The 26,412-nt window shown below is 64.2% G+C and carries 25 protein-coding genes; 18 read left to right on the top strand and 7 right to left on the bottom strand.

Annotated features, from left to right (window positions below; genetic code table 11):
- Window positions 1-40: 40 nt before the first annotated feature.
- Window positions 41-1,189, bottom strand: coding sequence for a carboxylate-amine ligase (locus tag AC07VY_RS00785; RefSeq protein ID WP_495095953.1), 1,149 nt, complete (start codon window positions 1,187-1,189; stop codon window positions 41-43).
- Window positions 1,190-1,612: 423 nt separating this feature from the next.
- Between AC07VY_RS00785 and AC07VY_RS00780 the strand changes: the two genes are divergently transcribed.
- The 3 genes from AC07VY_RS00780 to AC07VY_RS00770 are packed head-to-tail and all read left to right on the top strand — an operon-like array spanning window position 1,613 to window position 4,198.
- Entirely contained in the window at window positions 1,613-2,152 is a 540-nt protein-coding gene (locus AC07VY_RS00780; protein ID WP_495095954.1) for a TRAP transporter small permease subunit, read from the top strand.
- Between the two features lie 41 nt (window positions 2,153-2,193).
- Window positions 2,194-3,720, top strand: coding sequence for a TRAP transporter large permease (locus AC07VY_RS00775; RefSeq protein WP_495095955.1), 1,527 nt, complete (start codon window positions 2,194-2,196; stop codon window positions 3,718-3,720).
- 7 nt (window positions 3,721-3,727) lie between these two features.
- The gene (locus tag AC07VY_RS00770; protein ID WP_495095956.1) at window positions 3,728-4,198 is read left to right on the top strand and encodes a hypothetical protein; all 471 of its coding nucleotides are present in this window, start codon (window positions 3,728-3,730) and stop codon (window positions 4,196-4,198) included.
- A gap of 63 nt (window positions 4,199-4,261) precedes the next feature.
- On the opposite strand, the gene AC07VY_RS00765 is transcribed toward AC07VY_RS00770, so the two are convergent.
- Window positions 4,262-5,344 carry a TRAP transporter substrate-binding protein gene (locus AC07VY_RS00765; protein WP_490592627.1) on the bottom strand — a complete coding sequence of 361 codons (1,083 nt, stop codon included), beginning with the start codon at window positions 5,342-5,344 and terminating at the stop codon, window positions 4,262-4,264.
- Window positions 5,345-5,685: 341 nt separating this feature from the next.
- On the opposite strand from AC07VY_RS00765, the gene AC07VY_RS00760 reads away from it, so the two are divergent.
- The 5 genes from AC07VY_RS00760 (at window position 5,686) to AC07VY_RS00740 (ending at window position 9,739) form a co-directional block, all read left to right on the top strand.
- Window positions 5,686-6,582 carry a TauD/TfdA dioxygenase family protein gene (locus tag AC07VY_RS00760; RefSeq protein ID WP_495095957.1) on the top strand — a complete coding sequence of 299 codons (897 nt, stop codon included), beginning with the start codon at window positions 5,686-5,688 and terminating at the stop codon, window positions 6,580-6,582.
- Window positions 6,583-6,589: 7 nt separating this feature from the next.
- Window positions 6,590-7,588: an ABC transporter substrate-binding protein gene (locus AC07VY_RS00755; protein WP_495095958.1), complete on the top strand. Its 999-nt coding sequence runs from the start codon at window positions 6,590-6,592 to the stop codon at window positions 7,586-7,588.
- A gap of 1 nt (window position 7,589) precedes the next feature.
- Window positions 7,590-8,429 carry an ABC transporter ATP-binding protein gene (locus AC07VY_RS00750; RefSeq protein WP_495095959.1) on the top strand — a complete coding sequence of 280 codons (840 nt, stop codon included), beginning with the start codon at window positions 7,590-7,592 and terminating at the stop codon, window positions 8,427-8,429.
- The gene (locus AC07VY_RS00745) at window positions 8,426-9,295 is read left to right on the top strand and encodes an ABC transporter permease (RefSeq protein WP_495095960.1); all 870 of its coding nucleotides are present in this window, start codon (window positions 8,426-8,428) and stop codon (window positions 9,293-9,295) included. The genes AC07VY_RS00750 and AC07VY_RS00745 overlap by 4 nt, the downstream gene beginning before the upstream one ends.
- A 186-nt stretch (window positions 9,296-9,481) precedes the next feature.
- Complete coding sequence (locus AC07VY_RS00740) at window positions 9,482-9,739, top strand: hypothetical protein (RefSeq protein WP_495095961.1); 258 nt, start codon at window positions 9,482-9,484, stop codon at window positions 9,737-9,739.
- 3 nt (window positions 9,740-9,742) lie between these two features.
- On the opposite strand, the gene dxs is transcribed toward AC07VY_RS00740, so the two are convergent.
- The 3 genes from dxs to AC07VY_RS00725 all read right to left on the bottom strand — a co-directional run bounded on the left by dxs (window position 9,743) and on the right by AC07VY_RS00725 (window position 13,004).
- The gene (gene dxs / locus AC07VY_RS00735) at window positions 9,743-11,659 is read right to left on the bottom strand and encodes a 1-deoxy-D-xylulose-5-phosphate synthase (RefSeq protein ID WP_495095962.1); all 1,917 of its coding nucleotides are present in this window, start codon (window positions 11,657-11,659) and stop codon (window positions 9,743-9,745) included.
- 140 nt (window positions 11,660-11,799) lie between these two features.
- Entirely contained in the window at window positions 11,800-12,753 is a 954-nt protein-coding gene (locus tag AC07VY_RS00730; RefSeq protein ID WP_495095963.1) for a polyprenyl synthetase family protein, read from the bottom strand.
- Window positions 12,750-13,004: an exodeoxyribonuclease VII small subunit gene (locus AC07VY_RS00725; protein WP_495077234.1), complete on the bottom strand. Its 255-nt coding sequence runs from the start codon at window positions 13,002-13,004 to the stop codon at window positions 12,750-12,752. Before AC07VY_RS00725 ends, AC07VY_RS00730 begins: the two co-directional genes overlap by 4 nt.
- A 227-nt stretch (window positions 13,005-13,231) precedes the next feature.
- On the opposite strand from AC07VY_RS00725, the gene AC07VY_RS00720 reads away from it, so the two are divergent.
- The 5 genes from AC07VY_RS00720 (at window position 13,232) to AC07VY_RS00700 (ending at window position 19,099) form a co-directional block, all read left to right on the top strand.
- Complete coding sequence (locus AC07VY_RS00720) at window positions 13,232-14,374, top strand: aromatic ring-hydroxylating oxygenase subunit alpha (protein ID WP_495095964.1); 1,143 nt, start codon at window positions 13,232-13,234, stop codon at window positions 14,372-14,374.
- Between the two features lie 66 nt (window positions 14,375-14,440).
- A complete protein-coding gene (locus AC07VY_RS00715) occupies window positions 14,441-15,349 on the top strand; it encodes a DMT family transporter (RefSeq protein ID WP_495077232.1) in 909 nt (302 codons plus the stop codon).
- Window positions 15,350-15,362: 13 nt separating this feature from the next.
- Complete coding sequence (locus tag AC07VY_RS00710; protein WP_495095965.1) at window positions 15,363-16,217, top strand: sulfurtransferase; 855 nt, start codon at window positions 15,363-15,365, stop codon at window positions 16,215-16,217.
- Window positions 16,218-16,315: 98 nt separating this feature from the next.
- Window positions 16,316-17,878, top strand: coding sequence for a DUF1800 domain-containing protein (locus AC07VY_RS00705; protein WP_495095966.1), 1,563 nt, complete (start codon window positions 16,316-16,318; stop codon window positions 17,876-17,878).
- A gap of 9 nt (window positions 17,879-17,887) precedes the next feature.
- Complete coding sequence (locus AC07VY_RS00700; RefSeq protein WP_495095967.1) at window positions 17,888-19,099, top strand: DUF1501 domain-containing protein; 1,212 nt, start codon at window positions 17,888-17,890, stop codon at window positions 19,097-19,099.
- 24 nt (window positions 19,100-19,123) lie between these two features.
- On the opposite strand, the gene AC07VY_RS00695 is transcribed toward AC07VY_RS00700, so the two are convergent.
- Both AC07VY_RS00695 and AC07VY_RS00690 read right to left on the bottom strand, forming a co-directional pair.
- Window positions 19,124-19,564, bottom strand: a complete 441-nt coding sequence (locus AC07VY_RS00695; protein WP_495095968.1) for a GNAT family N-acetyltransferase — start codon at window positions 19,562-19,564, stop codon at window positions 19,124-19,126.
- A 108-nt stretch (window positions 19,565-19,672) separates the two neighbouring features.
- Entirely contained in the window at window positions 19,673-20,566 is an 894-nt protein-coding gene (locus tag AC07VY_RS00690) for a LysR family transcriptional regulator (RefSeq protein ID WP_495095969.1), read from the bottom strand.
- A 201-nt stretch (window positions 20,567-20,767) separates the two neighbouring features.
- Between AC07VY_RS00690 and amaB the strand changes: the two genes are divergently transcribed.
- From amaB to AC07VY_RS00665, 5 genes are all read left to right on the top strand, one after another.
- On the top strand, window positions 20,768-22,294 hold the full coding sequence (gene amaB / locus AC07VY_RS00685; protein ID WP_495095970.1) for an L-piperidine-6-carboxylate dehydrogenase: 1,527 nt from the start codon (window positions 20,768-20,770) through the stop codon (window positions 22,292-22,294).
- Window positions 22,295-22,320: 26 nt separating this feature from the next.
- Complete coding sequence (locus AC07VY_RS00680; protein ID WP_495095971.1) at window positions 22,321-23,496, top strand: NAD(P)/FAD-dependent oxidoreductase; 1,176 nt, start codon at window positions 22,321-22,323, stop codon at window positions 23,494-23,496.
- Window positions 23,497-23,538: 42 nt separating this feature from the next.
- A complete protein-coding gene (locus AC07VY_RS00675; protein ID WP_495095972.1) occupies window positions 23,539-25,215 on the top strand; it encodes a thiamine pyrophosphate-binding protein in 1,677 nt (558 codons plus the stop codon).
- Between the two features lie 82 nt (window positions 25,216-25,297).
- The gene (locus tag AC07VY_RS00670; protein ID WP_495095973.1) at window positions 25,298-25,765 is read left to right on the top strand and encodes a DUF4019 domain-containing protein; all 468 of its coding nucleotides are present in this window, start codon (window positions 25,298-25,300) and stop codon (window positions 25,763-25,765) included.
- A 13-nt stretch (window positions 25,766-25,778) separates the two neighbouring features.
- The gene (locus AC07VY_RS00665) at window positions 25,779-26,402 is read left to right on the top strand and encodes a glutathione S-transferase family protein (protein ID WP_495095974.1); all 624 of its coding nucleotides are present in this window, start codon (window positions 25,779-25,781) and stop codon (window positions 26,400-26,402) included.
- The last annotated feature ends 10 nt before the right edge of the window (window positions 26,403-26,412 follow it).

The following is a 26,412-nucleotide window of genomic DNA, read 5'->3' as shown; positions in this document are numbered from 1 at the left end:
CCCGGCTTTGTAACGCCCCGCTGGCGGACGGACCCCAGCTTTACGCCAGCAGCCGCGCGCAATGCTCGCGCGAGTTGAAAGCGTACTCGCGCGGACCGGGCACCCAGTGCGCCATGGCGGGCGAACGGTTGACGATGTCACCCCAGGTGTCGCGCATGATGTCGGAGTCCTGCTCCTCGGCAATCAGCTTGTGCAAGCTGCGGATTCTGCGCGCATCCGCGTCGCACAAGGGTTGTTGCAGCATGCGTTCCACCAAGCGGTTAAACCACTTGCGCGCCGGCATCCACTCGCCAACTGCGGGGTTGAACAGGTGGGCATCCATACCGTCACGACAAGCCATGAAACGGCTGACACGCTCTGTGTTGTAGGGAATCGGAGCGGCGGCATAGCCCAGCTCGCCCTGCAAGGCCAGGGCCGCACAGGCGCGGGTGAAGGCCGCCAGCGACACGGCCTTGCGCACGCTCAGCGGTGTGTCAAACACGCGGACTTCCACCGTACCGAACTCGGGCTTGGGCCGTACGTCCCAGTAAATATCCTTCAGGCTTTTGGCCAGGCCGGAGTCGAAGATTTCCTGGGCCACTTTTTCAAACGCGGCCCAGTTATCCAAACGCGGCATCGGACCTCCGTAGGGGTAGACCAACGGCTCCAGCGGGCGTGCCGCGCAAAAGCCGGTGTCCACGCCCTGCTGGAATGGCGAGGCGGCAGACAGGGCAATGAACAGCGGGCACAGGCTTTGCATCACGTTCGCGAGCTGGATGGCCTCCTCCTTGCCGGGTACACCGATGTGCACGTGCATGCCATAGGTAGAGAAGCGTTTGGGCAGGAAGCCATACTTGGCATGCAGCTCGGCAGCTCGTTCGGTTTCGGTGAACTCGTGCTCGTTCCAGAATTGCAGGATGTGCGTGCCGCCACCGCGCAGGTCGGCACTCTGGCGGCGGGCAATCTGCTTCACGGTACGCACCAGTTCTCGCGCCTCGTCCTCCATGGTGTCGGCATCTTCATGCACCGAAGTGGTCACTTCAATAGTGGATTGGGTCGCCTCCAGAGAGAAGCGTTCATGCTCCGGCAGCACTTCCAGTTCGCGCCAGAGCGCGGCACTGCTAGGGGACAGACGCCCGGTGGCGTCGTCCACGATCTGCAGTTCCAGCTCCATGCCGAAAGTAAGTGCTTTTGAATGTTGGAAATGCATGTGTTGGCTCCTTTTGGGGTGAGTCACTTGAAGGCCAGGCAGCAGTACTGCAACTGGGCATCTTGAGTTATGGGGGCCAGAATGCCGGTGTGCAAGCAAACCGGGCTCGCAACTTGGTAAGCAATCTGCACAAATTACCCCTGCTGCATCGCCAAACACCCCAGACTGCAATATCTAAAAATGCTTACAGCGCTTACAAACTAAGCATATGCAGCTATTTTTTAAATAGCACGACCAAGCCCTACATTTAGAAACAACAAATGCCGTTTCCGTAAGCCTGAACGACGTCTAGGCGTAAACCCGGACCCTGCCGCGGCATCGGGTGCACGTTACAAAGTTATCATCGTGCGCTGCAAAAAGCGGCGTCCATCGCCGTGGCCATGGGGCCAGCGCCCCACCTCTTTTCCCTATCGGAGTGACACCATGTCCGGATTACTCAAGCTTGCCCTCGGCATGGACTGGATCAGCCAGCAAATGGGCCGCCTGGCTGCCTGGGCGGTGCTGGCCGCCGCCTTTATCTCTGCCGGCAACGCCTTCGTGCGCTATGGGCTGGACATCAGCTCCAACGGTTGGCTGGAGATCCAGTGGTATATGTTTGCCGTCACCGTGATGCTGGGTGCGCCGGTGGTGCTCAAGATGAACGAGCATGTACGCGTGGACATCTTCTACGGCCGGCTCAAGGGCCATGGCCCGGTGTATGTGGACCTGTTTGGCCTGGTGTTCTTTCTGCTGCCGGTGATGGCCACCATCGCCTGGCTGAGCTGGCCGCTATTCATAGGCATGCTGCGCTCGGGCGAAATGTCGAACAACGCCGGCGGCCTGATCCGCTGGCCCGCCATGATGCTGTTGCCACTGGGCTTCGCGCTGATGTTTCTGCAGGGCCTGTCGGAAGTGGTGAAACGCATCGCCTACCTGCAAGGCAAATTCGAGATGGACACGCACTACGAGAAGCCGGTGCAGTGAGCACCCCAGCCTCCAAGATTTAACGCTTTTCGGAATACAACATGCAGATGGAAAATTTCGCGCCGATGATGTTCGGTGGGCTGGTGCTGATCATGCTGATCGGCTTCCCAGTGGCCTTTTCGCTGTCGGCGCTGGGCATGGCCTCGGGCCTGTTTGCGATCCAGATGGGCTGGTTCCCGGCGGTGTTCATGGAAAACCTGCCGATCAACATCTTCGGCATCCTGAGCAACGACCTGCTGCTGGCCATCCCCTTCTTCACCTTCATGGGCGCCGTGCTGGAGAAATGCGGTCTGGCCGAAGACATGCTGGACTCCATGGGCCAGCTGTTCGGCACGGTCAAGGGGGGCCTGGGCTATTCGGTCATCATCGTCGGCTTCATCCTCGGCGCCATCACCGGCACGGTGGCCGGCCAGGTAATTGCCATGGCGCTGATCTCGCTGCCCGTGATGATCCGCTACGGCTACAACATGCGCTATGCCACCGGCGTGCTGGCGGCCTCCGGCACCATCACCCAGCTGGTGCCGCCTTCGCTGGTGCTGATCGTGATGGCCGACCAACTGGGCCGTTCGGTGGGCGATATGTACCGTGGCGCCTGGGGCCCATCCATCCTGCAGGTACTGATCTTCGCCGGCTATACCTTTTTGCTGGGCGTATTCCGCCCGCAGGACATTCCCGGCATTCCCAAGACCGCCCGTACGCTGAGCGGCGCCAAGCTGTGGGCCAAGTGCCTGCGCGGCATCATCCCCTCGGCCGTGCTGATCTTTGCCGTGCTGGGCTCTATGGGTGGCCTGCCGGGTATTGATACCGCCATTGCCACGCCCACCGAGGCCGGCGCCATGGGCGTGGTCGGCGCGCTGCTGCTGGCCGCTCTGCACCGGCGGCTGACGCTGCCGCTGATCTGGGAGTCCATGGTCAGCACCATGCGGCTGACGGCCATGGTGGTGTTCATCTTGATCGGGGCACGTGTGTTCTCCATGGTGTTCCAGGGCGTGGACGGCGCCAAGTGGGTGGAACACATGCTGACCGGCCTGCCGGGCGGACAGATCGGCTTCCTGATCGCTGTCAACGTGTTCATCTTCTTCCTGGCCTTCTTCCTGGACTTCTTCGAGATCGCCTTCATCATCCTGCCCATGCTGGGCCCGGTGGCGGCCAAGCTGGGCATCGACCTGGTGTGGTTTGGCGTGCTGCTGTGCGTGAACATGCAGACCAGCTTCATGCACCCGCCGTTTGGCTTCGCGCTGTTCTATCTGCGCGGCATTGCCGATACGCTGTTCAAGGAAAAGCGCATCGAGAAGCCCATCCAGTCGAACGACATCTACATGGGCGCCATCCCCTGGGTGCTGATGCAGCTGATCCTGGTGGCCATCGTGATCTTTGTACCGCAGACCGTCACCGTCTTCCTGCCCAAGGAAGAAAAGATCGACACCGACAAGATCCAGATCGAGGTACCCGTGGACGATTTGCAAAAGTCGGACAGCACGGGTGAGAACCCGTTTGGTGACGCGCCCGCAGCCGAGCCCCCTGCCGCAGACGCCTCGGCGCCTGCCTCCGAACCCGCGAAGCCCTGAGCTATTTATGGGCCCCACTCCTTTCCGTTTTGCACCGGGCAGCGGCAGCGCTGTGGAAGACGCAGCGTTTTCGCCGCTGTTCAAGCTGCTGGCCACGGCCATAGTTGGCGGCTGCGCCGTCTGGCTGGCGCAGCTGTTTACCAGCGGGGCGCTGGGCACCGGGCGCACCACCGGCGTGGTGTGGTTCATTGCCGGGCTGGTGCTGATGGCCTGGACCTGGTGGAGCATCCTACGCAGCCGCACCTGCATCAGCAGCGAGGGCCTGCACCAGAGCTGGATCTGGAACAAGCAGCTGGCCTTTGACGACCTGGCTTATGGCAAGCTGATACGCGTACCCGGCCTGGACTGGCTGATCGCCCCACGCCTGTATGTGCGCACGCTGATGGGCAAGTTCGACGTGTTCTACGGCGCCACGCCGGTACTGATCCACGAGTTCGAACGCCTGGTGCGCGAGCTGCGCGAATTCCGCAAGCCCTGATCTAGCCCCTAGGAAAAAACCGCGCCTCAGCGCGGTTTTTTGTTGCTGCAGTCGCTACCGCGATTACAGCTTGATGCTTTGCATATAGCTGTCAAAGCGGCCTTCGGCTACGCGGAACCAGGCCACCTGGTTGCGCTGGAAGGCGCGGAAGTCGGCAAAAATCTTCTTCCACTCAGGGCTCTTGGCATCGTTTTCTTCGTACACGGCCTGGGCCGCCTTGAAGGACGCGTCCAGAATGTCCTTGGAGAACGGCAGCAGCTTGATCTTGGAGCCCAGCAACTGCTTTAGCGCTTCCGGGTTACGTGCGTCGTACTTGGCCAGCATGTCGACTGCGGCAACGGTGGTGGCAGCTTCCACGATGGCCTTGTTCTCGGGCGACAGCGCGTCCAAGGCCTTCTTGTTGATGAAGAAGTCCACCTCGGGGCCGCCCTCCCACCAACCGGGGTAGTAGTAGTTGGGCGCCACTTTGGCGAAGCCCAGCTTCTGGTCGTCGTAGGGGCCCACCCACTCCGCCGCGTCGATCGTGCCTTTTTCCAGCGCCTGGTAGATCTCGCCACCGGGCAGGCTTTGGGGCACCACGCCCATCTTGGCCATCACCTCGCCGACCAGGCCGCCGCCCAGGCGCATCTTCAGGCCCTTCAGGTCGGCCACGGTCTTCACTTCCTTGCGGAACCAGCCGCCCATCTGGGTACCGGTGTTGCCGCCGGCATAGCTGACCATGCCGTAGTTGGCGTAGAACTCGTTCATCAGCTTGCGGCCGTTGCCGTGCATCATCCAGGCGTTCATCTGGCGCGCATTCATGCCGAAAGGAATGGCGGCACCGATGGCAAAGGCCGGGTTCTTGCCGTAAAAGTAGTACGGCACGGTGTGGCACATCTCCACCGAGCCCTGCTGCACGCCGTCCACCACGCCGAACGGAGGCATCAACTCGCCACCGGCATGCACCGAGATTTCAAACTTGCCACCCGACATGGCTTTCACCGCATTGGCGAACACCTCAGCCCCGCCGTAAATCGTATCCAGCGGCTTGGGAAAGCTGGAGGCCAGACGCCAACGCACGGCAGCCTGAGCGTGTGCCGCAGGCGCCATGCCAGCAGCCAGTACACCCGCAATACCGGAATGTTTGATAAGAGAACGACGATCCATGAAAAATCTCCCTCCGATGAATAAGTGCAGCCCCGCAGACGCAGGGGGTAGACGGTAGTCTGCGCAGATTGTAGGGAAGCGCGACAGCCGATTTGGCACGGGTTTTCCCCTGCGCAGATCAACCAAGCATGCTACATATTTAATAGCACTTTACACAGATAAAACCTGCGCCAGCAGCCTTTTTCTCTTATGAAGTGCAATGCCGGCACCGCCCCCTTCAGCCGAGCCTCATATGTTTTGGTAGTTAGCAAACGCAGAATCAATCGTTCTCTTTCCGGCGCAGCCGTCCTACATTCGCCCACACATTCGGCACCCCTGGTGCCCATCTGACAAGGCATACGATGACCGCGACCCTGGAACGCACCCCGTCCCTCACCACTACAGCGCAAAAACTAGAAATACGCCCCTTTGACGCCCCACTGGGCGCCGAGGTGCTCGGCCTGGATCTGAACCAGTCCCTGACGGCCGAGAACTTCAAGCGCATCCACCTCGCCCACCTCACGCACCACGTGCTGGTGTTCCGCGACCAGCGCATCAGGCCGCAACAGCAGGTGGACTTCAGCGCCCGCTTCGGCCCGCTGCAAATCCATGTGCTGAAGGGCTTTCAGCTGCAAAACCACCCGGAAATCCTGATCGTCTCCAACATCAAGGAAAACGGCCAGCCCATAGGCCTGGGCGACGCGGGTGCCTACTGGCATTCCGACCTGTCGTACAAAGAAAAGCCCAGCCTGGGCTCGTTGCTGCACGCGCAGGAGCTGCCCAGCGAAGGCGGCGACACCTTGTTCGCCAACCAGCACACTGCCTGGGACACCCTGCCCGCCGCGCTGCAAAACGCCGTGGCTGGCCTGCGTGCCGAGCATTCTTACCTGGCCAAATACGAAGAGCTGCGCGCCCGCAATCCCTGGCGCCCCAAGCTCACGCAAGCCCAGCTCGACGAGGTGCTGCCTGCTGTGCATCCCGTCGTGCGCACCCACCCGGAGAACGGCCGCAAGGCACTGTTCGTCAGCGAGCATTTCACCACCCGCATCGTCGGCATTCCCGAAGACGAAAGCCGCGCGCTGCTGGACGAACTGTTCGCCCATACCTCCCGCGCCGAGCTGGTGTACCGCCACGCCTGGCAGCCGCACGATATGGTGTTCTGGGACAACCGCTCCGTCACCCACTTGGCCGCCGGCACGCCGGACCACCTGCGCCGCAAGCTATTCCGCACCACCATCGAAGGCAATGAGCCTTTCTAAGAACACCATGCCATTCACTCTCACCCGCCTCGTAGCCGGCCTGGCACTGGCCACAGCTACCCTGCTGGCCCAGGCCGAAGGCCGCATCAGCATCGCCCAGCAATTCGGTATCGGCTACCTGGTACTCGACGTGGTGCAGGACCAGAAGCTGATCGAAAAACACGGCAAGGCCCAGGGCCTGAATATTGACGTGGACTGGACGCAAATATCCGGCGCCACCGCCATGAACGAAGCCCTGCTCGCCAACGCGCTGGACGTGGTTTCGGCCGGCGTACCGCCGATGCTCACACTGTGGGACCGCACCAAGGGCCGGCAGAACGTGAAGGCCGTGGCCGCACTCGGCTCGCTGCCCAACTACCTGATCAGCAACAACCCCAAGGTCAAAACGCTGAAGGACCTGAGCGACAAGGACCGCATCGCCGTGCCCGCTGCCGGCACCGGCTTCCAGTCGCGTACCCTGCAGATCGAGACCGCCAAGCTCTACGGCAAGGACGACTTCAAACGCTTCGACAATATCTCGGTGAGCCTGGCCCACCCCGATGCCACCGCCGCGCTGATGGCCGGCGGCTCGGAGATCAACACGCATTTCTCCAGCGCGCCGTTCTACTACCAGGCGCTGGAAAACAAAGCCGTGCACAAGGTCATCAGCTCGTATGACATCCTGGGCGGCCCGGCCACCTTCAACGTGCTGTACACCACGCAGAAATTCCACGACGAGAACCCCAAGACCTACAAGGCTTTCTACGCCGCGCTGGTCGAGGCCTCGCAGTGGATCAAGGCCAATAAGCCCAAGGCGGCCGAGACCTTCATCCGCGTGCAGAAGTCCAAGCTGCCGCTGGACTTTGTGCGCAAGATCGTGGAAGACCCGGAAAACGACTTCACCATCTCGCCATTCCGCACCTATGTGTACGCCGACGAGCTGAACAAACTGGGCGTGCTGAAGAACCGCGCCGCTTCGTGGAAGGACTATTTCTTCGAAGAAGCCTACGCCCAGCCAGGAAGCTGAAATGGCCACCGTGACCGCCTTGAAACCCTCTGCCGATACGCCGCTGCTGGAAGTCGACGGCGTCAGCCTCGAATACCGCACGCCGGCCCGGGTGGTGCGCGCCACCCACCAGGTCAGCCTGAACGTGTACGAGGCCGACCGCTTCGTGCTGCTGGGCGCCTCCGGCTGCGGCAAATCAACCTTGCTGAAAGCCATGGCCGGCTTCATCGCACCGGTGGAAGGCGAGATCCGCATCGCCGGCCGCAAGGTAACCCAGCCCGGGCCGGACCGCATCGTCGTGTTCCAGGAATTCGACCAATTGCCGCCGTGGAAAACCGTGCTCGACAACGTGGCGTTTCCGCTGCTGGCATCGCGCACGCTGGGCAAGCAGGAAGCGCATGAGCGCGCGCTGCACTACCTGGACAAGGTCGGTCTCTCGGCCTTCGCCAAGGCCTATCCAAACACCTTGTCGGGCGGCATGAAGCAGCGCGTGGCGATTGCCCGTGCGCTGGCCATGCAGCCCAAGGTCTTGCTGATGGACGAGCCCTTTGCCGCGCTGGACGCGCTGACGCGCCGCAAGATGCAGGAAGAGCTGCTGGCGCTGTGGGACGAAGTGCGCTTCACCCTAGTCTTCGTCACCCACTCGATCGAGGAAGCGCTGGTCGTCGGGAATCGCATCGGCCTGCTGTCGCCCCACCCAGGCCGGGTCCGCGCCGAAATCAACAGCCACGACTTCGGCATGCACAGCCAGGGCGGCGCCGAGTTCCAGGCCGCGGCGCAGCGCATCCACCGCCTGCTGTTCAATGAAGAATCCGACGGCAGCCCGACCCCTGCCAACGAACTACCGCGAAAGATTGCATGAGCGTTTTGAACCCACCCATCCGGGCCGAATACGAACGCGTGCTCGAGGCCCTGCCCGACACCCATGTGGAGCGCCTGCTGCCCTGGACGGCCCGCGTCTGGGAGCAGGCCTGGCTGCGCCGCGGCCTGATCCTGCTGGCGCTGCTGATCGTCTGGGAAATCGTGGCCCGCATCCAGAACAACGACCTGCTGCTGCCCACCGCGCTACAGACCGCCCACGCGCTGGTCGACGGCCTGGCCAGCGGTGAACTGGTCACCAAGACCCGCATCTCGTTGAGCCTGCTGCTGCAAGGCTATATCGGCGGCGTCATCGCCGCCTTTGTGCTGACCACGCTGGCAGTATCGACCCAACTCGGCCGTGACTTGCTGGCGACGCTGACGGCCATGCTGAACCCGCTGCCGGCCATCGCACTGCTGCCGCTGGCCCTGCTGTGGTTCGGCCTGGGCCAAGGCAGCCTGGTGTTCGTGCTGATCCATTCGGTGCTCTGGCCGCTGGCCTTGAACACCTACGCTGGCTTCCAGGCCGTGCCCGAAACCCTGCGCATGGCCGGGCGCAACTACGGCCTGAAGGGCTTGCGCTATGTGCTGCAGATCCTGGTGCCGGCCGCCCTGCCGTCCATCCTGGCCGGGCTGAAGATCAGTTGGGCGTTTGCCTGGCGCACCTTGATCGCGGCCGAGCTGGTGTTCGGCGCATCCTCGGGCAAGGGCGGCCTGGGTTGGTACATCTTCCAGAACCGCAACGAGCTGTTCACCGACCGCGTATTCGCCGGCCTGGTGATGGTCATCGTGATCGGCCTGCTGGTGGAAAGCCTGGTGTTCCAGACGCTGGAGCGCTTCACCGTGCGCCGTTGGGGCATGCAGCGCTAAGCGTTGCTATCAAATAAGTAGCTACTAGCGCAGAGAATACCTGCGCCAAAGGCCCGAAACGTTTAAATTTCCACATGGCGCCTAGCCAGCACAGCAGCGGTTTACCCAAGCCCGACACTCAGTACATATGCAGCTGACAAAGCCAGCCTACAGTGGTCGCAGCACATCGCTTGAGGGAATTGAACCGTGAAGAAAACCAGCACACATCTGGCCTGGGCCGCCGCCCTGGGCCTGGCCTACGCCGCGAGCTGCAGCGCCCAAAACGCACCACCCAATGGGAATGGGGGAAAGAACGCTGCCCTGGATGCAGCCATACAGGCCTGCTCTACCAGCGTCGCCAAAGACGCGGGAGGCCACCCGGACCGTACGGCCATGGATGCCTGCATGACGGCCAAGGGTTTCACCAAGCCCAGCGGCCCACCGCCTGGTGGCGCCGCTCAATAGCAATTACGCTACCAATTTAAGAGCAGACTTCGCAGTACTTACCTGCGCTGGAAAGCGTTTTTCTATAGAGGCCTCGATGCCGGCGGCATCCAGGCCCTGTAGGGACATGAGCTTGACCGGGTCGCCGTGTTCAATGAATTCATCGGACAGGCCCAGCTGGAGCACTGGCACGGTCACGCCCGCGGCCTGCAACGCTTCCAGCACCGCGCTGCCGGCACCGCCCATGACGGCACCGTCTTCCACGGTCACCAAGGCCGCGTGGCTGGCGGCGATCTGCAGCAGCAGTTCCACGTCCAGCGGTTTGGCCCAGCGCATATTCACTACGGTGGCGTCCAGCTTCTCGGCCACGGCCAGCGCCGGGTACAGCAGGGTGCCGAAGGCCAGGATAGCGATGCCCGAAGTCTGTTTGCTCTGGCGGCGCACCTCGCCCTTGCCATAGGGCAGCGGCTGCAGACCGGCTTCCATGGCCGCACCAGCACCGGCGCCACGCGGGTAGCGCACGGCCACCGGGTTGTCTTGCGCAAACGCGCTGCTCAGCAGGCGCCGGCATTCGTTCTCATCGGCCGGGCAGGCCACGCCCATGTTCGGGATGCAGCGCAGGAAGGGGATGTCGTAAGCCCCCGCATGGGTGGCGCCGTCGGCACCGACCAGGCCGGCGCGGTCGAGTGCGAACACCACCGGCAGGTTCTGCAAAGCCACGTCGTGGATCAATTGGTCGTAGGCGCGCTGCAGGAAGGTGGAATAGATCGCCACCACCGGCTTCAAGCCTTCGCAGGCCAGGCCGGCGGCGAAGGTCACTGCGTGCTGTTCGGCAATGCCCACGTCGAAGTAGCGGTCTGGAAACAGCTTCTCAAACTCCACCAAACCCGAGCCTTCGCGCATCGCCGGGGTGATGCCGACCAGTCGGCTGTCCTGCGCCGCGGTGTCGCACAGCCAGCGGCCAAACACCTGGGTAAAGGTGGGCTTGCTGGCGCCGCTGGCTTTTTGCAGGCCCACGGCCGGGTCGAACTTGCCGGGGCCGTGGTAGGCCACGGGGTCGGCCTCGGCCAGCTTGTAGCCCTGGCCTTTCTTGGTGACCACGTGCAGGAACTGCGGGCCGGTCAGGTGCTTGATGTTTTCCAGCGTGGGGATCAGCGAGTCCAGGTCGTGCCCGTCGATGGGGCCGATGTAGTTGAAGCCAAATTGCTCGAACAGGGTGGCCGGCACCACCATGCCCTTGGCATGCTGCTCGAAGCGCTTGGCCAGCTCGAACAGCGGCGGCGCACCCTTGAGCACCTGCTTGCCCACGCTCTTGGCGGCGGCGTAGAACTGCCCGCTCATCAGCTGGGCCAGGTAACGGTTCAGCGCGCCCACGGGCGGACTGATGCTCATGTCGTTGTCGTTCAGGATGACCAGCAGATTGCAATCGCTGACGCCGGCATTGTTCAGCGCCTCGAAGGCCATGCCGGCGCTCATGGCGCCGTCGCCGATGATGGCCACACTGCGGCGGTTCTCACCCTTTTGCTTGGCCGCCAGGGCCATGCCCAGCGCGGCAGAGATGGAGGTGCTGGAATGCGCCGTGCCAAATGCGTCGAATAGGCTCTCGGAGCGGGTCGGGAAGCCCGACAAGCCGCCCAGCTGGCGCAGCGAGGCCATGCGCTCACGCCGGCCGGTGAGTATCTTGTGCGGATAGGTCTGGTGGCCCACGTCCCACACCAGCCGGTCTTCCGGTGTGTTGAAGACATAGTGCAACGCCACCGTCAACTCCACCGTGCCCAGGTTCGAGCTGAGGTGGCCGCCGGTTTTGGACACGCTGTCGATCACGAACGCGCGCAGCTCATCGGCCAGCGGCTTCAGCTCGGTGCGGGGCAACAAGCGCAGATCCGCCGGGTCGTTAATGGTTTCCAGCAGCGGAAAGGTCGATGATTTCGCGGTAGGCATAGTTTCAATTCTTGTGGAGGCGTAAACAACGGACCTCGCCAGAACACCCCAGAACCGGCTCTGCCGGGCTGGCGGTGTTGCCCCCTGCAAGGGGGTTGGCGTAACGACACATAGTGCGCGAAGACTGGGGGTGTGCCATATCAGCTGGACCGGTTCACCACCATATCGGCCAGGGCACGCAGCGCCTGGGTGTTGGGCAGGTCGCTGGCGTCCAGCGCGGCCAGGGCCTGGGCCAGCAGCTCCTGGGCGTAGACGGTGGAGCGCTCCAGGCCCAGCAGGGACACATAGGTGGGTTTGTCCTGGGCAGCGTCCTTGCCCACGGTTTTGCCCAGGGTGGCGGCGTCGGAGGTGACGTCCAGGATATCGTCCACCACCTGGAAAGCCAGGCCCAGCGCGGCACCATAGTCGCGCAGCGCCGCATGGGCGGTGGCGGGCAGCGCACCCTGCTTGCAGGCCGCGCCCATCATCACGCTGCCCTGCAACAAGGCGCCGGTCTTCAGGCGGTGCATGCAGCGCAGTTGGTCTTCGCTCAGCGCCAGGCCGATGCTCGCCAGATCGATGGCCTGGCCGCCGGCCATGCCCTGGTAACCCGCGGCCTGGGCCAGCAGGCGGCACAGTGTGGCCTGCACGCTGGCCGGGGCTTCGCTGCCTTCGGGCGTGAGCAATTCAAACGCCAGGGCCTGCAGCGCGTCGCCAGCCAGCAGGGCCTGGGCCTCGCCAAACTGCACATGCACCGTGGGCTTGCCGCGGCGCAGGATGTCGTTGTCCATGCAGGGCATGTCGTCGTGCACCAGCGAATAGGCGTGGATCAGCTCGGCCGCGCAGGCGGCACGCATGGCAGCGTCGTCCAGGCCGGCCGTGGCGGTGGCGGCCTCGCCGGTGGCCACGGCTTCGCGGGCGGCCAGCACCAACAGGGGCCGCAGGCGCTTGCCTCCGTCCAGCACGGCATAGCGCATGCCCTCGCGTAGTGCGGCGGGGGCGGGGTGTTCATCGTCCACCACGCCGCCAGCGGCCACCCAGTCGCTCAGGGCCTGTTCTACACGGGCCAGTTGCTGGCTGCTCCAGCGGGATAAATCAAATGCGGTGGTATTCATTCTTGCGTCCATGGCTTCAGCACACCCTGGTCAAGCACCTTGATCTGCTGTTCTACCGCGTCCAGCCGGTCACGGCAGAACTGCAGCAGCTGGGCACCGCGCTGGTAGCCGGACAGTAGCTGTTCCAGGGGCAATTGGCCCGATTCAAGGCGGCTGACCAATTGCTCCAGCTCCTGCTGGGCGGCCTCGTAGCTGGCAGGCAAGGCCTCTTGCGGGGCGTCGGGTACGGTTTTGGCGGCGGCCTTGGGCATGGGTGGGGCAAAGAATGGAATCGGCAAAGAGGAGTGATTTTACGGGCTGGCACAGGCGGCTGCGGCAGAGCTGCCAGCCGAAAACACCCTGGCGGGTACAATCGGCCCTCTTTTCGCCACCGGTGACCGTGCTTTTGCTGCACCGCCGGAGCTTCTTCCCGCGCAAAATCCCTGGATTAGCGCCTAACCTGCCCCTTCATAGGGGGAGTCTCTAGGTCAGGACAACCATGTCTGATTTAAGTCTTCAACTGCAGCAGGCCTCAAGCCAACTACCAGTTTCAAGCTATTTTGACGAAGCGCTGTTTCAGCGCGAGATCGAAACCATCTTCCAGCGAGGGCCACGCTACGTCGGCCACAACCTGGCCGTGCCCGAGGTGGGCGACTACTACGCCCTGCCCCAGGAGGGCGAAGGCCGCGCGCTGGTGCGTACGCCGAACGGCGTGGAACTGGTCTCCAATGTATGCCGGCACCGCCAGGCGGTGATGCTCAAGGGCCGGGGTTCGCTGAATACCACCCAGCAGGGCAGCGCCGGCGGCAACATCGTCTGCCCGCTGCACCGCTGGACCTACAGCGGTGGTGGTGGAGGCGTGCATGGCAGCCCCACAGGCACGCTGCTGGGCGCGCCGCATTTTGCGCAAGACCCCTGCCTGAACCTGAAGCAGTACCCGCTACAGGAGTGGAATGGCCTGCTGTTCGAAGGCAGCAGAAATGTCCAAGCCGACCTGGCGGGCATGGGGCCGCTGGCCGACCTGGACTTCACCGGCCATGTACTCGACCACGTAGAGCTGCATGAGTGCGACTACAACTGGAAGACCTTCATCGAGGTCTATCTGGAGGACTACCACGTCGGCCCCTTCCACCCCGGACTGGGCGGCTTCGTCACCTGCGACGACCTGCAGTGGGAGTTCAAGGACCAGTATTCGGTGCAGACCGTGGGCCTGGCGCAACGCCTGGGCGCCGCCGGCAGCCCTGCCTACCAGCGCTGGCAGGACGCCCTGAAAGACTACAACCAGGGCGCGGCCCCCAAGCACGGCGCCATCTGGCTGACCTACTACCCGAACGTGATGGTCGAGTGGTATCCGCACGTGCTCACCGTGTCCACGCTGCACCCCATCAGCCCGAACAAGACGCTGAACATGGTGGAGTTCTACTACCCCGAGGAAATCGCCGCCTTCGAGCGCGACTTCGTCGAGGCCCAGCAGGCCGCCTATATGGAAACCTGCGTGGAGGACGACGAAATCGCCCTGCGCATGGATGCCGGGCGCAAGGCCTTGCTGCAGCGCGGTGACAACGAGGTCGGACCCTACCAAAGCCCGATGGAAGACGGCATGCAGCACTTCCATGAGTGGTACCGAAATGCTATTAAATAAGTAGCTGCTAGCGCAGGATCTATTTGCGCTAGCGGCCTATTTTTCATAGATATAGAAAGCGGAGCGATGCAGGCTTTATGGATGGTGCTGGCGGCTTTTGTATTTGCCAGCATGGGGGTTTGCGTCAAGTTCGCCTCGGCGCACTTCAATCCGGCGGAACTGGTGTTCTACCGTGGCCTGATCGGCATGGCCTTCCTGGCCACCCTGGCGCGCGCCCAGGGCGTCAGCCTGAAAACCCGCTACCCCGGCATGCACGCCTGGCGCAGCACGATTGGCGTGGCCTCGCTGGGGGCCTGGTTCTACGCCATCGCCCACCTGCCCCTGGCCACGGCCATGACGCTGAACTACATGAGCAGCATCTGGATCGCCGCCTTCCTGATCGGCGGCGCGCTGCTGACCTGGCGCCCGGGCCAAAGCCAATCGGCCCTGCAGCAAGGCCCGCTGGTACTGACCGTGATGGCCGGCTTCATTGGCGTGGTGATGGTGCTGCGCCCCAGCCTGGACCAGAACGAAATGTTCGCCGGGCTGATTGGTCTGCTGTCGGGCATGGCGGCCGCATTCGCCTATATGCAGGTGATGGCGCTGTCGCGCATGGGCGAGCCCGAAGCACGTACCGTGTTTTATTTCGCTGTGGGCTCGGCCGTGGCGGGTAGCCTGGGCATGCTGCTGACCGGCGCATCCACGTGGCACTGGCCTACGGCCTTGTGGCTACTGCCCATAGGCGTGTTCGCCGCGCTCGGCCAGCTGTTCATGACGCGGGCCTACGCCTCCGCCAAGACCCAGGGCGCCATGCTGACGGTGGCCAGCCTGCAGTATTCAGGCATTGTGTTTGGTGCGGTCTACAGCCTGCTCTTGTTTGGCGACAAAATCTCATCCCTGGGCTGGCTGGGCATGGGCCTGATCATGGCCAGTGGCATCGCCGCCACTGTGCTGCGTGGCCAGGCCGCGCCGAATGCCCCCGCCGAAGAACACTGAAAGGTAAGCACCGATGTACAGCACCCTTATCTCCGTAGCAGAGCTCCAGGCCCTGCAAGCCAGCGGCCAGCCCTATATGGTGTTCGACTGCACATTTGATTTAGCCCAGCCCGACGCAGGCCAACAGCAGTACCGCGCGGCCCACATCCCCGGCGCGGTGTATGCGCATCTGGACCACGCCCTCAGCGCCAAGACTGGCCCGGCGGAATCGGGCGGCCGGCATCCGCTGCCCACCCAGGAAGCCTTTGCCACCTGGCTGTCCAGCGTGGGTTTCAGCAACGACATGCAGGCTGTGGTGTACGACCGCAACGGCATGAACTACTGCGGCCGCCTGTGGTGGATGCTGAAGTGGATGGGACACGCTGCCGTGGCCGTGCTGGACGGCGGGCTGCAAGCCTGGCAGGCCGCTGGCGGCGCCGTCACCGACGCGGAAGAGCCTCATAAATTCACGACAAACTTCGCTCCAACGCAGAGTCTATCTACGCTGGTAGCTACAGAAACTGTAGTGAGCAACCTGGGCCGCCCGGGCCAGACCATCATCGATGCCCGCGCCACGCCGCGCTTCAAGGGCGAGGTCGAGCCACTGGACCCGGTGGCTGGCCACATCCCCGGCGCGCTGAACCGCCCGTTCAGCCTGAACCTGGGGCCGGACGGCAAGTTCAAGCCCGCCAGCCAGCTGCGTGCCGAATTTGAAGCCCTGTTGGGGAACCGCGACCCCGCCAGCGTGGTCCACCACTGTGGCAGCGGCGTCAGCGCCAACCCGAATCTGATCGCCATGGAAATCGCCGGCCTGGGCACGACCGGCCTGTACGCCGGCAGCTGGAGCGACTGGTGCAGCGACCCGTCCCGGCCCGTGGCCCAAGGTTAAAACTGGGTGACAGGGGCAAACTAATGTAAAGCCGGTCATCGCCAGCTGCCCGGGGCTCGTTGCACATGCTGTGTGCTACACAACACAGGAGACGCATGATGGGTATCCCACCGTTCCGATGTATTACCCCCGCGCTGCTGGCCAGCCTGCTGCTGGGTGCTTGCGCCACCCATGATCCAGCCAAACCCTCCGCCAATACAGCCAGCACATCTCGCCCCGCCCCGGTAGACGCCTACAAGCTGACCAACCGCCTGACCTGGGGTGCCACGACGGCCACGCTGGAGCAGGCCGAATCCAAGGGACTACAGGCCTATATCAACCAGCAACTGCATCCCGGCCCCGCCAGCCTGCCCCCGGTCGTCCAGCAGCAAATAGCGGCCATGACCATCAGCCAGCAGCCGCTGGTACAGCTGGCCACCGACATGGAAAAGCAGCAGAAGGAGGTCAACGCCACCTTCGCCAATGACGACGACAAAAAGGCCGCCCAACAGGCCTACCAGCAGGAGATGAACCGCCTGGGCCGCGAGGCCGCCACCCGGCACCTGCTGCGCGCCCTGTACTCCAGCAACCAGGTGCAGGAACAAATGACCTGGTTCTGGCTGAACCACTTCAATGTGCACCTGTACAAGGCCAATCTGCGCGCCATGGTGGGCGACTACGAAGACACCGCCCTGCGCCCTTACGCTTTAGGCAAGTTTCGTGACCTGCTGGGCGCCGTGGCCCACCACCCGGCCATGCTGCGCTACCTGGACAACGAACAGAACGCCGCCGGCCGCATCAACGAAAACTACGCCCGCGAGCTGATGGAGCTGCACACCCTGGGCGTAGGCTCGGGCTACAGCCAGCAAGACGTGCAAGAAATGGCGCGCATCCTCACCGGCGTGGGCTATAGCTTCAACCCCGACGCCCCCAAGCTGCGCAAGGAGCTGCAGGGCGACTATGTGCGCAAGGGCCTGTTCGAATTCAACCCCAACCGGCACGACTACGGCCCCAAAACCCTGCTGGGCCAACCCATCCGCAGCCGCGGCCTGGCCGAGCTGGACGAGGCCCTGGACCGCCTGGCCAAACACCCGGCCACCGCACACTTCATCAGCCGCAAGCTGGCCCAGTACTGGCTGAGCGACGAGCCGCCACCGGCCCTGGTGGAACGCATGGCGCAAAGCTTCTTGCGTAGCGACGGCGACATTGCCGTGACCCTGCAGACCCTGCTGACCTCACCCGAATTCGCCCAGGGCGCGGGCGAGAAATTCAAGGACCCGATGCATTACGTGGTGTCTGCCGTACGCCTGGCCTATGACAACAAACCCATCTTGAACGTAGGCCCCATGCTGAACTGGCTAAACCGCATGGGCGAGCCGCTGTACGGCCATCAGACGCCCGACGGTTACGCCCTGGACACCGCCGCCTGGGCCAGCCCCGGCCAGATGGCCACACGCTTTGAAATCGCCAAGGCCATAGGCTCGGGCAACGCCGGCCTGTTCAAGACCGACGGCCCGCAGCCGGTGGACAAACCTGCCTTCCCACAAATGGCCAACGCCCTGTACTACCGCGCGCTGGGCCAGACCCTGGGGCCGAACACGCAAAAAGCATTGGCAGAAGCCACCTCGCCCCAGGAATGGAACAGCTTTCTGCTGTCCTCCCCCGAGCTGATGCACCGTTAGGAGAGAAAAATGCAACGTCGCCAATTGCTCCAGACTGCCACTGCCCTGCCCTTTGCGCTGAATGCCGGCCAACTGTTTGCCGCGCCCGCCGCGCCCAACACGGCCACGCCACGCCTGCTGTTCGTATTCCTGCGCGGCGCCTACGACGCGGCCAACCTGTTGGTGCCCACCAGCAGCGACTTCTACTACGCCTCCCGGCCCGAAATCGCCATCCCCCGCCCCGGCACCGACCTGAATACCGCCATCGCGTTGAACGCGGACTGGGGCCTGCACCCGGCGCTGCGCGACACGGTGTACCCGCTATTCCAGAAGGGCGAGGCCAGCTTCATTCCGTTCGCCGGCACCGACGATGTGTCGCGCAGCCACTTTGAGACCCAGGACAGCATTGAGCTCGGCCAGCCCCTGAACGGTCCGAAAAACTTCCGCTCCGGCTTTCTGAACCGGCTGTCGAATGTGGTCAACGGTGCCGCGCCCATGGCCTTTACCGACAGCTTGCCGCTGTCCATGCAGGGCTCGATGCAGGTACCCAACACGGGGCTCAAGTCGGTTGCCAAACCCGCCGTGGACCCGCGCCAGACGGCCATCATTGCCGCCATGTACCAGGGCACCAGACTCGCCAGCCCGGTGAGCGACGGCTTTGCAGTACGCGACGAAGTCACGCGTGAACTCAGCGGCGAGATGCTGGCCGCCAGCCGCGGCGCCATCAGCGCCAAGGGTTTCGAGCTGGAGGCCCAGCGCATCGCCCGGCTGATGAAAGAGCGCTACAACATCGGCTTTGTGGACGTGGGCGGCTGGGACACCCACGTGAACCAGGGCGGCGCCACCGGCTACCTGGCCTCGCGCCTGGACGAGTTGGGCCGCGGCCTGGCCGCCTTTGCCCAAGAGATGGGCCCGGCCTGGCGCAACACCACGGTGGTGGTGGCCAGCGAGTTCGGCCGCACCTTCCGGCAAAACGGCAACCGTGGCACCGACCACGGCCATGGCTCGGTCTACTGGGTTTTGGGCGGCGGCCTACGAAGTGGCCCCAACGCCGGCGGCCAGATCGCTGGCGAACAGGTACGCGTCGAGCAGGCCACCCTGTTCCAGAACCGCGACTATCCGGTACTCAACGAATACCGTGCGGTGCTGGCAGGCTTGTTTGCACGGCAGTTTGGCTTGAACAGCAAGCAATTGGACCAGGTGTTTGCGGGCGTGAAGACCCAGGACATCGGGCTGGTGTAGCCGTACCAGACACCGCGAGGCAACTCAGCCCAGCAGCTTGCGGTACTGCACAAAGCCGCTCTTGTCTGCAATGCGGTCGTACAGCTGCATGGCCTGCAGATTGCTCTCGTGGGTCAGCCACCAGACACGGGATGCATGGTCATGCTCGGCGCTGGCGTAGACGTGCTCGATCAGCGCCCGGCCCACACCCTTGCCGCGCAAGCCGGGCTGGGTGAACAGGTCCTGCAGGTAGACATAGTCGCCCTCCGTCCAGCAGCTACGGTGGAAGATATAGTGCACCATGCCCACCAGTTCGCCATTGATCTCGGCCACGGCGCAGTGCATAGGCTCGCTGGCGTCCAGAAAGCGCGCCCAGGTGCGCTCGGTCACCGCCTCGGCGATATCGACCTTGTAAAAGGCTTGGTAACCCTTCCACAGGGGCAACCACTGCGCATGGTCGGCAGGCTGGGCCATTCGGATGTTCATTCGGCAACTCCATTCATTGAAGCGCCAAGGGTACGCACAAGCTGGCTCCTTCGCCAGCGCCACAATGCAAGAAAAAATTAGAGCCACACTGCTGGCACCATCGCGGCATCAAGCCCCCGCCGCCGCCCGAATCCAGTCCCGAAACGCCCGTACCAGCGGCGCCTCGGCCCGCGACTCGGGGTAGACCAGGTAGTAGGCGTCGCTGCTGTCCAGCGCCTGCGGAAACAGCTGAACCAGCGCGCCGGACGCGATTTCGGCCTCGACCAGAAAACGCGGCAGCAGCGCAGCCCCCAGGCCCGACACCGCCGCCTGCGCAATCATGGCGAACTGCTCGTAGCGCGGGCCGCGCAGGGCGTGCACGCCGTCGGCGCCTACCTGATCGAACCAGTCAGCCCATTGGGTCGGGCGGGTGGTTTGCTGCAGCAAGACCACGGTGGACAAATCCTGCACCTGGTTCACGCCGTGCTGGCGCTGGTAGGCGGGGCTGCAGACGGGCACGACCTGCTCGTGCATCAGGTATTCGCACACCGCGCCGGCCCACAGCGGCGCCCCGAAGTGGATGGCGGCATCCAGCGGCTCCTGGGCAAAGTCGAAGGGCTCGCTGCGGGCGGCGATGTTGACAGTGACGTCCGGGTGGTGCGCCGCAAAGTCGCCCAGCCGAGGGATCAGCCAGCGGGTGCCGAAGGTGGGCAGCACAGCCAGGTTCAGCAGGCCACCGCCGTCGGAATAGGCCATGGCCTTCTGCGTGGCGCCAGCCAATTGCTGCAGCACGGCGCGCACGTCGGCCGCGTAGACCCGGCCCGCGTCGGTGAGCACCACGCGCTGGCGCACCCGGTGGAACAAGGCCATGCCCAGCTGCAGCTCCAGCTGGCGGATCTGGCGCGACACCGCGCTTTGCGTCAGGTGCAGCTCTTCGGCCGCGCGCGAGATGCTGGTGTGGCGGGCCGCAGCCTCGAAGGCCAGCAAATCCGCCACCGGCGGTAGAAAGGTTTTGCGAAACATGGTTATGCCCCTGGGGAATGAAGCACGGCTGTTGCTTTCAATTAATTTCAGGCTCTAGCGCAGATTTCTCCTGCGCAAGCAGCTAGCATCTTTGCAAGCACTTGATTCCATTTTCGCATCAAGTCCTTCGAATTTGTCGCTATGCAAGCGGGCGGTATTGGAGGATATTGGGGCCACTTTTCCATACCCGTCCATCGCACCATGTCCGAAGCCATTACCCCCCTCCCTTCTGAAGTCGACCAGCTGCTGCAACGCCTGGGTGTGCCGCGCGCCGCCTATACCGGCGGCACCCTGGCCGTGCGCTCGCCGATCTCGGGCGAGACGATTGCCAACTTGCCACAAACCTCGGCCGCCGACGCCACAGCCGCCATCGCCCGCGCCCACGCCGCCTACCAGGCTTGGCGCAACGTGCCCGCGCCGCGCCGCGGCGAGCTGGTGCGCCTGCTGGGCGAAGAGCTGCGCGCCGCCAAGGCCGACCTGGGCCTGCTGGTGACGCTGGAAGTCGGCAAGGTGCCGAGCGAAGGCGCGGGCGAAGTGCAGGAGATGATCGACATCTGCGACTTCGCCGTCGGCCTGTCGCGCCAGCTGTATGGCCTGACGATTGCCACCGAGCGCGCCGAGCACCGCATGATGGAAACCTGGCATCCCATGGGCGTGGTGGGCGTGATCTCGGCCTTCAACTTCCCGGTCGCCGTGTGGTGCTGGAACGCCGCGCTGGCCCTGGTCTGCGGCGACTCGGTGGTGTGGAAGCCTTCGGAGAAAACCCCGCTCACCGCCCTGGCCACCACGGCGATTGCCCAACGCGCGCTGGCCCGCTTCGGCGATGCGCCCGCAGGCCTGCTGGAGCTGCTGATCGGCCAGCGCGACATCGGCGAAGTGCTGGTCGACAACGAGCATGTCAAAGTGCTGTCGGCCACCGGCTCCACCGCCATGGGCAAGGCCGTGGCGCCGCGCCTGGCAGGCCGCTTTGCGCGCGCGATCCTGGAGCTGGGTGGCAACAACGCCGCCATCGTCACCCCCTCGGCCGACCTCGACCTGGCGCTGCGCGGCATTGCCTTTGCCGCCATGGGCACGGCCGGCCAGCGCTGCACCACACTGCGCCGCTTGTTCGTACACGACAGCGTCTACGACACACTGGTGCCGCAGCTGGCCAAGGTCTACGCCAAGGTGCAGGTGGGCGACCCGCGCACGGCCGGCACCCTGGTCGGTCCGCTGATCGACTGCGCAGCCTATGACGGCATGCAAAAAGCCCTGGCAGAAAGCCGCGCCCTGGGCGCCACGGTGCACGGCGGTACGCGGGTAGACGGCATTGCCGGTGACGCGGCCTTTTATGTGCGGCCGGCCCTGGTGGAGCTGGACGCGCACGCCGGCCCGGTGCTGCGCGAGACCTTTGCACCCATCCTGTATGTGCTGCGCTACCAGTCGCTGGACCAGGCGATCGACTGGCACAACGCCGTGGGCGCGGGCCTGTCCTCGTCGATCTTCACGCTGAACATGCGCGAGGCCGAGCGCTTCATGGCCAGCAATGGCTCGGACTGCGGTATTGCCAACGTCAACATCGGCCCGAGTGGTGCTGAAATTGGCGGTGCCTTTGGCGGCGAGAAGGAAACCGGCGGCGGCCGCGAATCGGGCTCGGACAGCTGGAAGGCCTATATGCGCCGCGCCACCAACACCATCAACTACTCGACGGCACTGCCACTGGCCCAGGGCGTGAAGTTCGACATTTAGCGCGCAGTTCAACCAGCATGGCTCCCATGCCCATCGTGGTCATCGGCGGCGGCGTGATCGGCAGCGCCATTGCGTACTTCCTCACACTGCAGCAACCGGGCTGTCCGGTGGTGGTGTTGGAGCGCGACCCGACGTATGCGCAAGCGTCGTCGGCGCTGTCGGCCAGCTCCATACGCCAGCAGTTCTCCACCGACATCAACATCCGCATCTCGGCCTACGGCATCGACTTTTTGCGCCAGGTGGGCACACTGCTGGCCTGCCATGGCGACACGCCGGACATCGGCCTGCACGAAGGCGGCTACCTGTACCTGGCCACCGCCGCGGGCGAGGCCACGCTGCGCGAAAACCACGCACTGCAAACGCAGCATGGCGCCGACATCGCGTTGCTCAGCCCGGCTCAATTGCAAGAGCACTTTCCGTGGCTGGCGCTGCACGACGTGGTGCTGGGCTCGCTGGGCCTGTCGGGCGAGGGCTGGTTCGACGGCTACCTGCTGCTCACCGCGCTGCGCAAAAAGGCGCAAAGCCAGGGCGTACGCTACATCGCCGACGAAGCCGTGGGGCTGGATATGGCCCGCAGCGACGGCGTGCAGCATGTATCTGCCGTGCGGCTGAAAAGTGGCGGCACGCTGCCCTGCCGCTTTGCCGTGAATGCGGGCGGCCCCTGGGCAGCGGCCATTGCCGGCTGGGCGGGCATTGCGCTGCCCGTGGTGGGCAAGCGCCGCACGGTATTCAACCTCTCCAGCCCCGCGCAACTACCCAACTGCCCGCTGCTCATAGATACCAGCGGCATCTGGTTGCGCCCCGAAGGCAAGGGCTTCATCGCCGGCTTTGCGCCGCCCGCCGACCAGGACGCCGACTTCGCGCCGCTGGAGCCCGACTACCACGCATTTGAAGACCATGTCTGGCCCGCACTGGCCGAACGCATACCGGGCTTCGAAGCGCTGCGCCTGCAAAGCGCCTGGGCCGGCTACTACGAGATGAACACCTTCGACCACAACGCCATCGTCGGCCTGCACCCCCGCTGCGACAACCTGGTGTTCGCCAACGGCTTTTCCGGCCACGGCCTGCAGCAGTGCCCGGCCGTGGGCCGCGGCCTGGCCGAGCTGATGCTCACTGGCAGCTACCAGAGCCTGGACCTGTCACCCATTTCCATCCAGCGCATCGTCGACCAGCGCCCGCTGCTGGAAAAGAACGTAATCTAAGCGCTGCTGCGCCCCCGACCTACCCTCTTGCCCTGTACTGCCATGACCACACCCCACAGCCGCACCGGCGGCCAAATCCTTGTTGACCAACTGCTGGTCCACGGCGTACAGCAGCTATTCTGCGTGCCCGGCGAAAGCTTTCTGGCCGTGCTGGATGCGCTGCACGACGCATCGATTGCGGTATCCGTCTGCCGCCAGGAAGGCGGCGCGGCCATGATGGCCGAAGCCCAGGGCAAGCTGACCGGGCGGCCCGGCATCTGCTTTGTGACGCGCGGCCCGGGCGCCACCAATGCAGCGGCCGGTGTGCACATCGCCCACCAGGACTCGACACCGCTGCTGCTGTTCGTCGGCCAGGTGGCGCGCGAGGCGCTGGGACGCGAGGCTTTTCAGGAGCTGGACTACGGCGCGGTGTTCGGCAGCATGGCCAAATGGGTGGTGCAGATCGACGACCCCAAACGCCTGCCCGAGCTGGTGTCGCGCGCCTTCCACGTCGCCACCTCGGGCCGGCCCGGACCGGTGGTGATCGCGCTGCCCGAAGACATGCTGACCGAGGCCGCCAGCGTAGCCGATGCCCTGCCCTATGCGGTGACCGAAACCTACCCCGGTCCCAGCCAACTGGCCGAACTGCAGCAGCGCCTGGCGATGGCACAGCGGCCGGTAGTGATCCTCGGTGGCAGCCGCTGGTCGGACGCGGCCGTGCAGCAGTTCAAAACCTTCGCTGAAGCGTTCTCGCTGCCGGTGTTCTGTTCGTTCCGCCGCCAGATGCTGTTTGACCACGGCCACCGCTGCTACGGCGGCGACCTGGGCCTGGGCGCAAACCCGCGCCTGCTGGAGCGCATACGCCAGTCGGATCTGGTGCTGCTGGTCGGCGGACGCCTGTCCGAGGTGCCATCCCAAGGCTATGAACTGCTGGGCATTCCCACGCCGCAGCAAGCCCTGGTGCATGTGCATGCCGACGCCGATGAGCTGGGCAAGCTGTACCGTGCCACCCAATCCATCCACGCCACGCCGCAGGCCTTTGCCGAGGCTGTCGGCGGGCTGCGTCCCGCATCGCCACCAGCCTGGCTGGCCGAAACCGAAATCGCCCATGCGGACTACCTGCGCTGGAGCGACCCCGCGCCCATCCGCATCCCCGGCCCGCTGCAAATGGGCGAGGTGATGCAACACCTGCGCGCCGTGCTGCCGTCCGACACCATCTTCTGCAACGGCGCAGGCAACTTCGCCACCTGGGTGCACCGCTTCTGGCCGTTCACCACCTATGCGAGCCAGCTGGCGCCCACCAGCGGCTCCATGGGCTACGGCCTGCCAGCCGGCGTGGGGGCCAAGCGCCTGTGGCCGCAGCGCGAAGTGGTGGTGTTTGCCGGCGACGGCGATTTCATGATGCACGGCCAGGAGTTCGCCACCGCCGTGCAATACGGCCTGCCCATCATCGTTGTGCTGCTGGACAACGCCATGTTTGGGACCATCCGCATGCACCAGGAGCGGCACTACCCAGGCCGCGTCAGCGCCACCCAGCTGAAAAACCCCGACTTCTGCGCCTATGCCCAGGTGTTTGGCGGCCATGGCGAAAAGATCACCAGCACCGAAAAGTTCGCCCCGGCGCTGGCCCGCGCCCGGGCCAGCGGCAAGCCGGCCATACTGCACTGCCTGCTGGACCCGGAGGCCATTACGCCGAGCAGCACGCTGCAGAGCATACGCAGCGCCGCCCAGGGCGGCTGAATCACTTTGCGACACTGCTTTACACCCGCGTCGCATAGTCCGCCTACACTGCCGGTTCTGCATTTTTTGCCATCGGAATCCTATGCATCTGTTGAAACTGGCCCCGGCCGCCCTGTGCCTGGCGGCATCCGCACTGTTGTACACCCCTCTGGCATCGGCCCAGGCCGCTGCGCCGTCCGCTACCACCGACAAGGAACAAGCCGCCAAGGAGGCCGACGGCCAACTGGCCGCCGCCGGCTGGCTGTTGATGCTAGACCAGCAAAACTGGGGCGGCGCCTACGAGGCGGCGAGCCAGTCCTTCCGCAATCTGGTGCAGATTGGCCAGTGGATGGACAGCATCCCAGGCGTGCGCGCGCCCTTTGGCACATTCGAGAACCGCACCCTGGCGCGTGTGGTCTACAAAACCACCATGCCGGGACGGCCTGACGGTGAGTACGTCACCGCGATCTTCAATACCGACTTTGCCAACAAAAAAGGTGTGGAAGAAATCGTCGCCACCGTGCGGGACACCGACGGCAAGTGGCGTGTCATGGGCTATGCCCCGCGCTAAAAAGGCATAGCCCATGCTGCAGGTCCTGGGTAAACCCACATCCATCAACGTACGCAAAGTGTTGTGGCTGTGCGTGGAAATGGACTTGCCCTATGCACTGGAGCCCTGGGGTACGGGCTTCCAGTCCACTGACACTGCAGCATTCCGGGCACTGAACCCGAACGCCCTGGTGCCCGTGATCCGCGACGGTGATTTTGTGCTGTGGGAATCCAACGCCATCTGCCGCTACCTGGCGACCAAACAAGGTCGCACGGACCTGCTGCCAGCCGGGCCTGCAGCACGCGCGAAGGTAGAGCAATGGATGGACTGGCAGGCTACCGAATTGAACAACGCCTGGCGCTACGCCTTCATGGGCCTGGTGCGGCACAGCCCGGACCACCAGGACCCGGCCCTGTGTGCCGCCAGCGTACACAGCTGGAGCCGCCATATGCAGATCCTGGAAAACCAGCTGCAAAACACGGGCGCCTATATCCTCGGCGAGGACTTCACGCTAGCCGACATCGTGCTGGGCCTGGCGGCCCAGCGCTGGTACATGGCACCAATTGAGCGGCCCGCGCTGCCAGCGGTGCAGGCCTATTACGAACGGCTGAACCTGCGCCCGGGCTACCGCCTGCACGGCCGCAACGGCATGCCCTGAATTCGACCCC

The organism is Rhodoferax sp. GW821-FHT02C08 (assembly GCF_059421805.1).
This window is presented reverse-complemented; position numbering and strand designations above follow the sequence as displayed.

Coding starts and splice junctions, on each gene's coding strand:
- AC07VY_RS00785 (WP_495095953.1), bottom strand. CDS start 1,189: ATGCATTTCCAACATTCAAAAGCACTTACTTTCGGCATGGAGCTGGAA.
- AC07VY_RS00780 (WP_495095954.1), top strand. CDS start 1,613: ATGTCCGGATTACTCAAGCTTGCCCTCGGCATGGACTGGATCAGCCAG.
- AC07VY_RS00775 (WP_495095955.1), top strand. CDS start 2,194: ATGCAGATGGAAAATTTCGCGCCGATGATGTTCGGTGGGCTGGTGCTG.
- AC07VY_RS00770 (WP_495095956.1), top strand. CDS start 3,728: ATGGGCCCCACTCCTTTCCGTTTTGCACCGGGCAGCGGCAGCGCTGTG.
- AC07VY_RS00765 (WP_490592627.1), bottom strand. CDS start 5,344: ATGGATCGTCGTTCTCTTATCAAACATTCCGGTATTGCGGGTGTACTG.
- AC07VY_RS00760 (WP_495095957.1), top strand. CDS start 5,686: ATGACCGCGACCCTGGAACGCACCCCGTCCCTCACCACTACAGCGCAA.
- AC07VY_RS00755 (WP_495095958.1), top strand. CDS start 6,590: ATGCCATTCACTCTCACCCGCCTCGTAGCCGGCCTGGCACTGGCCACA.
- AC07VY_RS00750 (WP_495095959.1), top strand. CDS start 7,590: ATGGCCACCGTGACCGCCTTGAAACCCTCTGCCGATACGCCGCTGCTG.
- AC07VY_RS00745 (WP_495095960.1), top strand. CDS start 8,426: ATGAGCGTTTTGAACCCACCCATCCGGGCCGAATACGAACGCGTGCTC.
- dxs (WP_495095962.1), bottom strand. CDS start 11,659: ATGCCTACCGCGAAATCATCGACCTTTCCGCTGCTGGAAACCATTAAC.
- AC07VY_RS00730 (WP_495095963.1), bottom strand. CDS start 12,753: ATGAATACCACCGCATTTGATTTATCCCGCTGGAGCAGCCAGCAACTG.
- AC07VY_RS00725 (WP_495077234.1), bottom strand. CDS start 13,004: ATGCCCAAGGCCGCCGCCAAAACCGTACCCGACGCCCCGCAAGAGGCC.
- AC07VY_RS00720 (WP_495095964.1), top strand. CDS start 13,232: ATGTCTGATTTAAGTCTTCAACTGCAGCAGGCCTCAAGCCAACTACCA.
- AC07VY_RS00715 (WP_495077232.1), top strand. CDS start 14,441: ATGCAGGCTTTATGGATGGTGCTGGCGGCTTTTGTATTTGCCAGCATG.
- AC07VY_RS00710 (WP_495095965.1), top strand. CDS start 15,363: ATGTACAGCACCCTTATCTCCGTAGCAGAGCTCCAGGCCCTGCAAGCC.
- AC07VY_RS00705 (WP_495095966.1), top strand. CDS start 16,316: ATGGGTATCCCACCGTTCCGATGTATTACCCCCGCGCTGCTGGCCAGC.
- AC07VY_RS00700 (WP_495095967.1), top strand. CDS start 17,888: ATGCAACGTCGCCAATTGCTCCAGACTGCCACTGCCCTGCCCTTTGCG.
- AC07VY_RS00695 (WP_495095968.1), bottom strand. CDS start 19,564: ATGAACATCCGAATGGCCCAGCCTGCCGACCATGCGCAGTGGTTGCCC.
- AC07VY_RS00690 (WP_495095969.1), bottom strand. CDS start 20,566: ATGTTTCGCAAAACCTTTCTACCGCCGGTGGCGGATTTGCTGGCCTTC.
- amaB (WP_495095970.1), top strand. CDS start 20,768: ATGTCCGAAGCCATTACCCCCCTCCCTTCTGAAGTCGACCAGCTGCTG.
- AC07VY_RS00680 (WP_495095971.1), top strand. CDS start 22,321: ATGCCCATCGTGGTCATCGGCGGCGGCGTGATCGGCAGCGCCATTGCG.
- AC07VY_RS00675 (WP_495095972.1), top strand. CDS start 23,539: ATGACCACACCCCACAGCCGCACCGGCGGCCAAATCCTTGTTGACCAA.
- AC07VY_RS00670 (WP_495095973.1), top strand. CDS start 25,298: ATGCATCTGTTGAAACTGGCCCCGGCCGCCCTGTGCCTGGCGGCATCC.
- AC07VY_RS00665 (WP_495095974.1), top strand. CDS start 25,779: ATGCTGCAGGTCCTGGGTAAACCCACATCCATCAACGTACGCAAAGTG.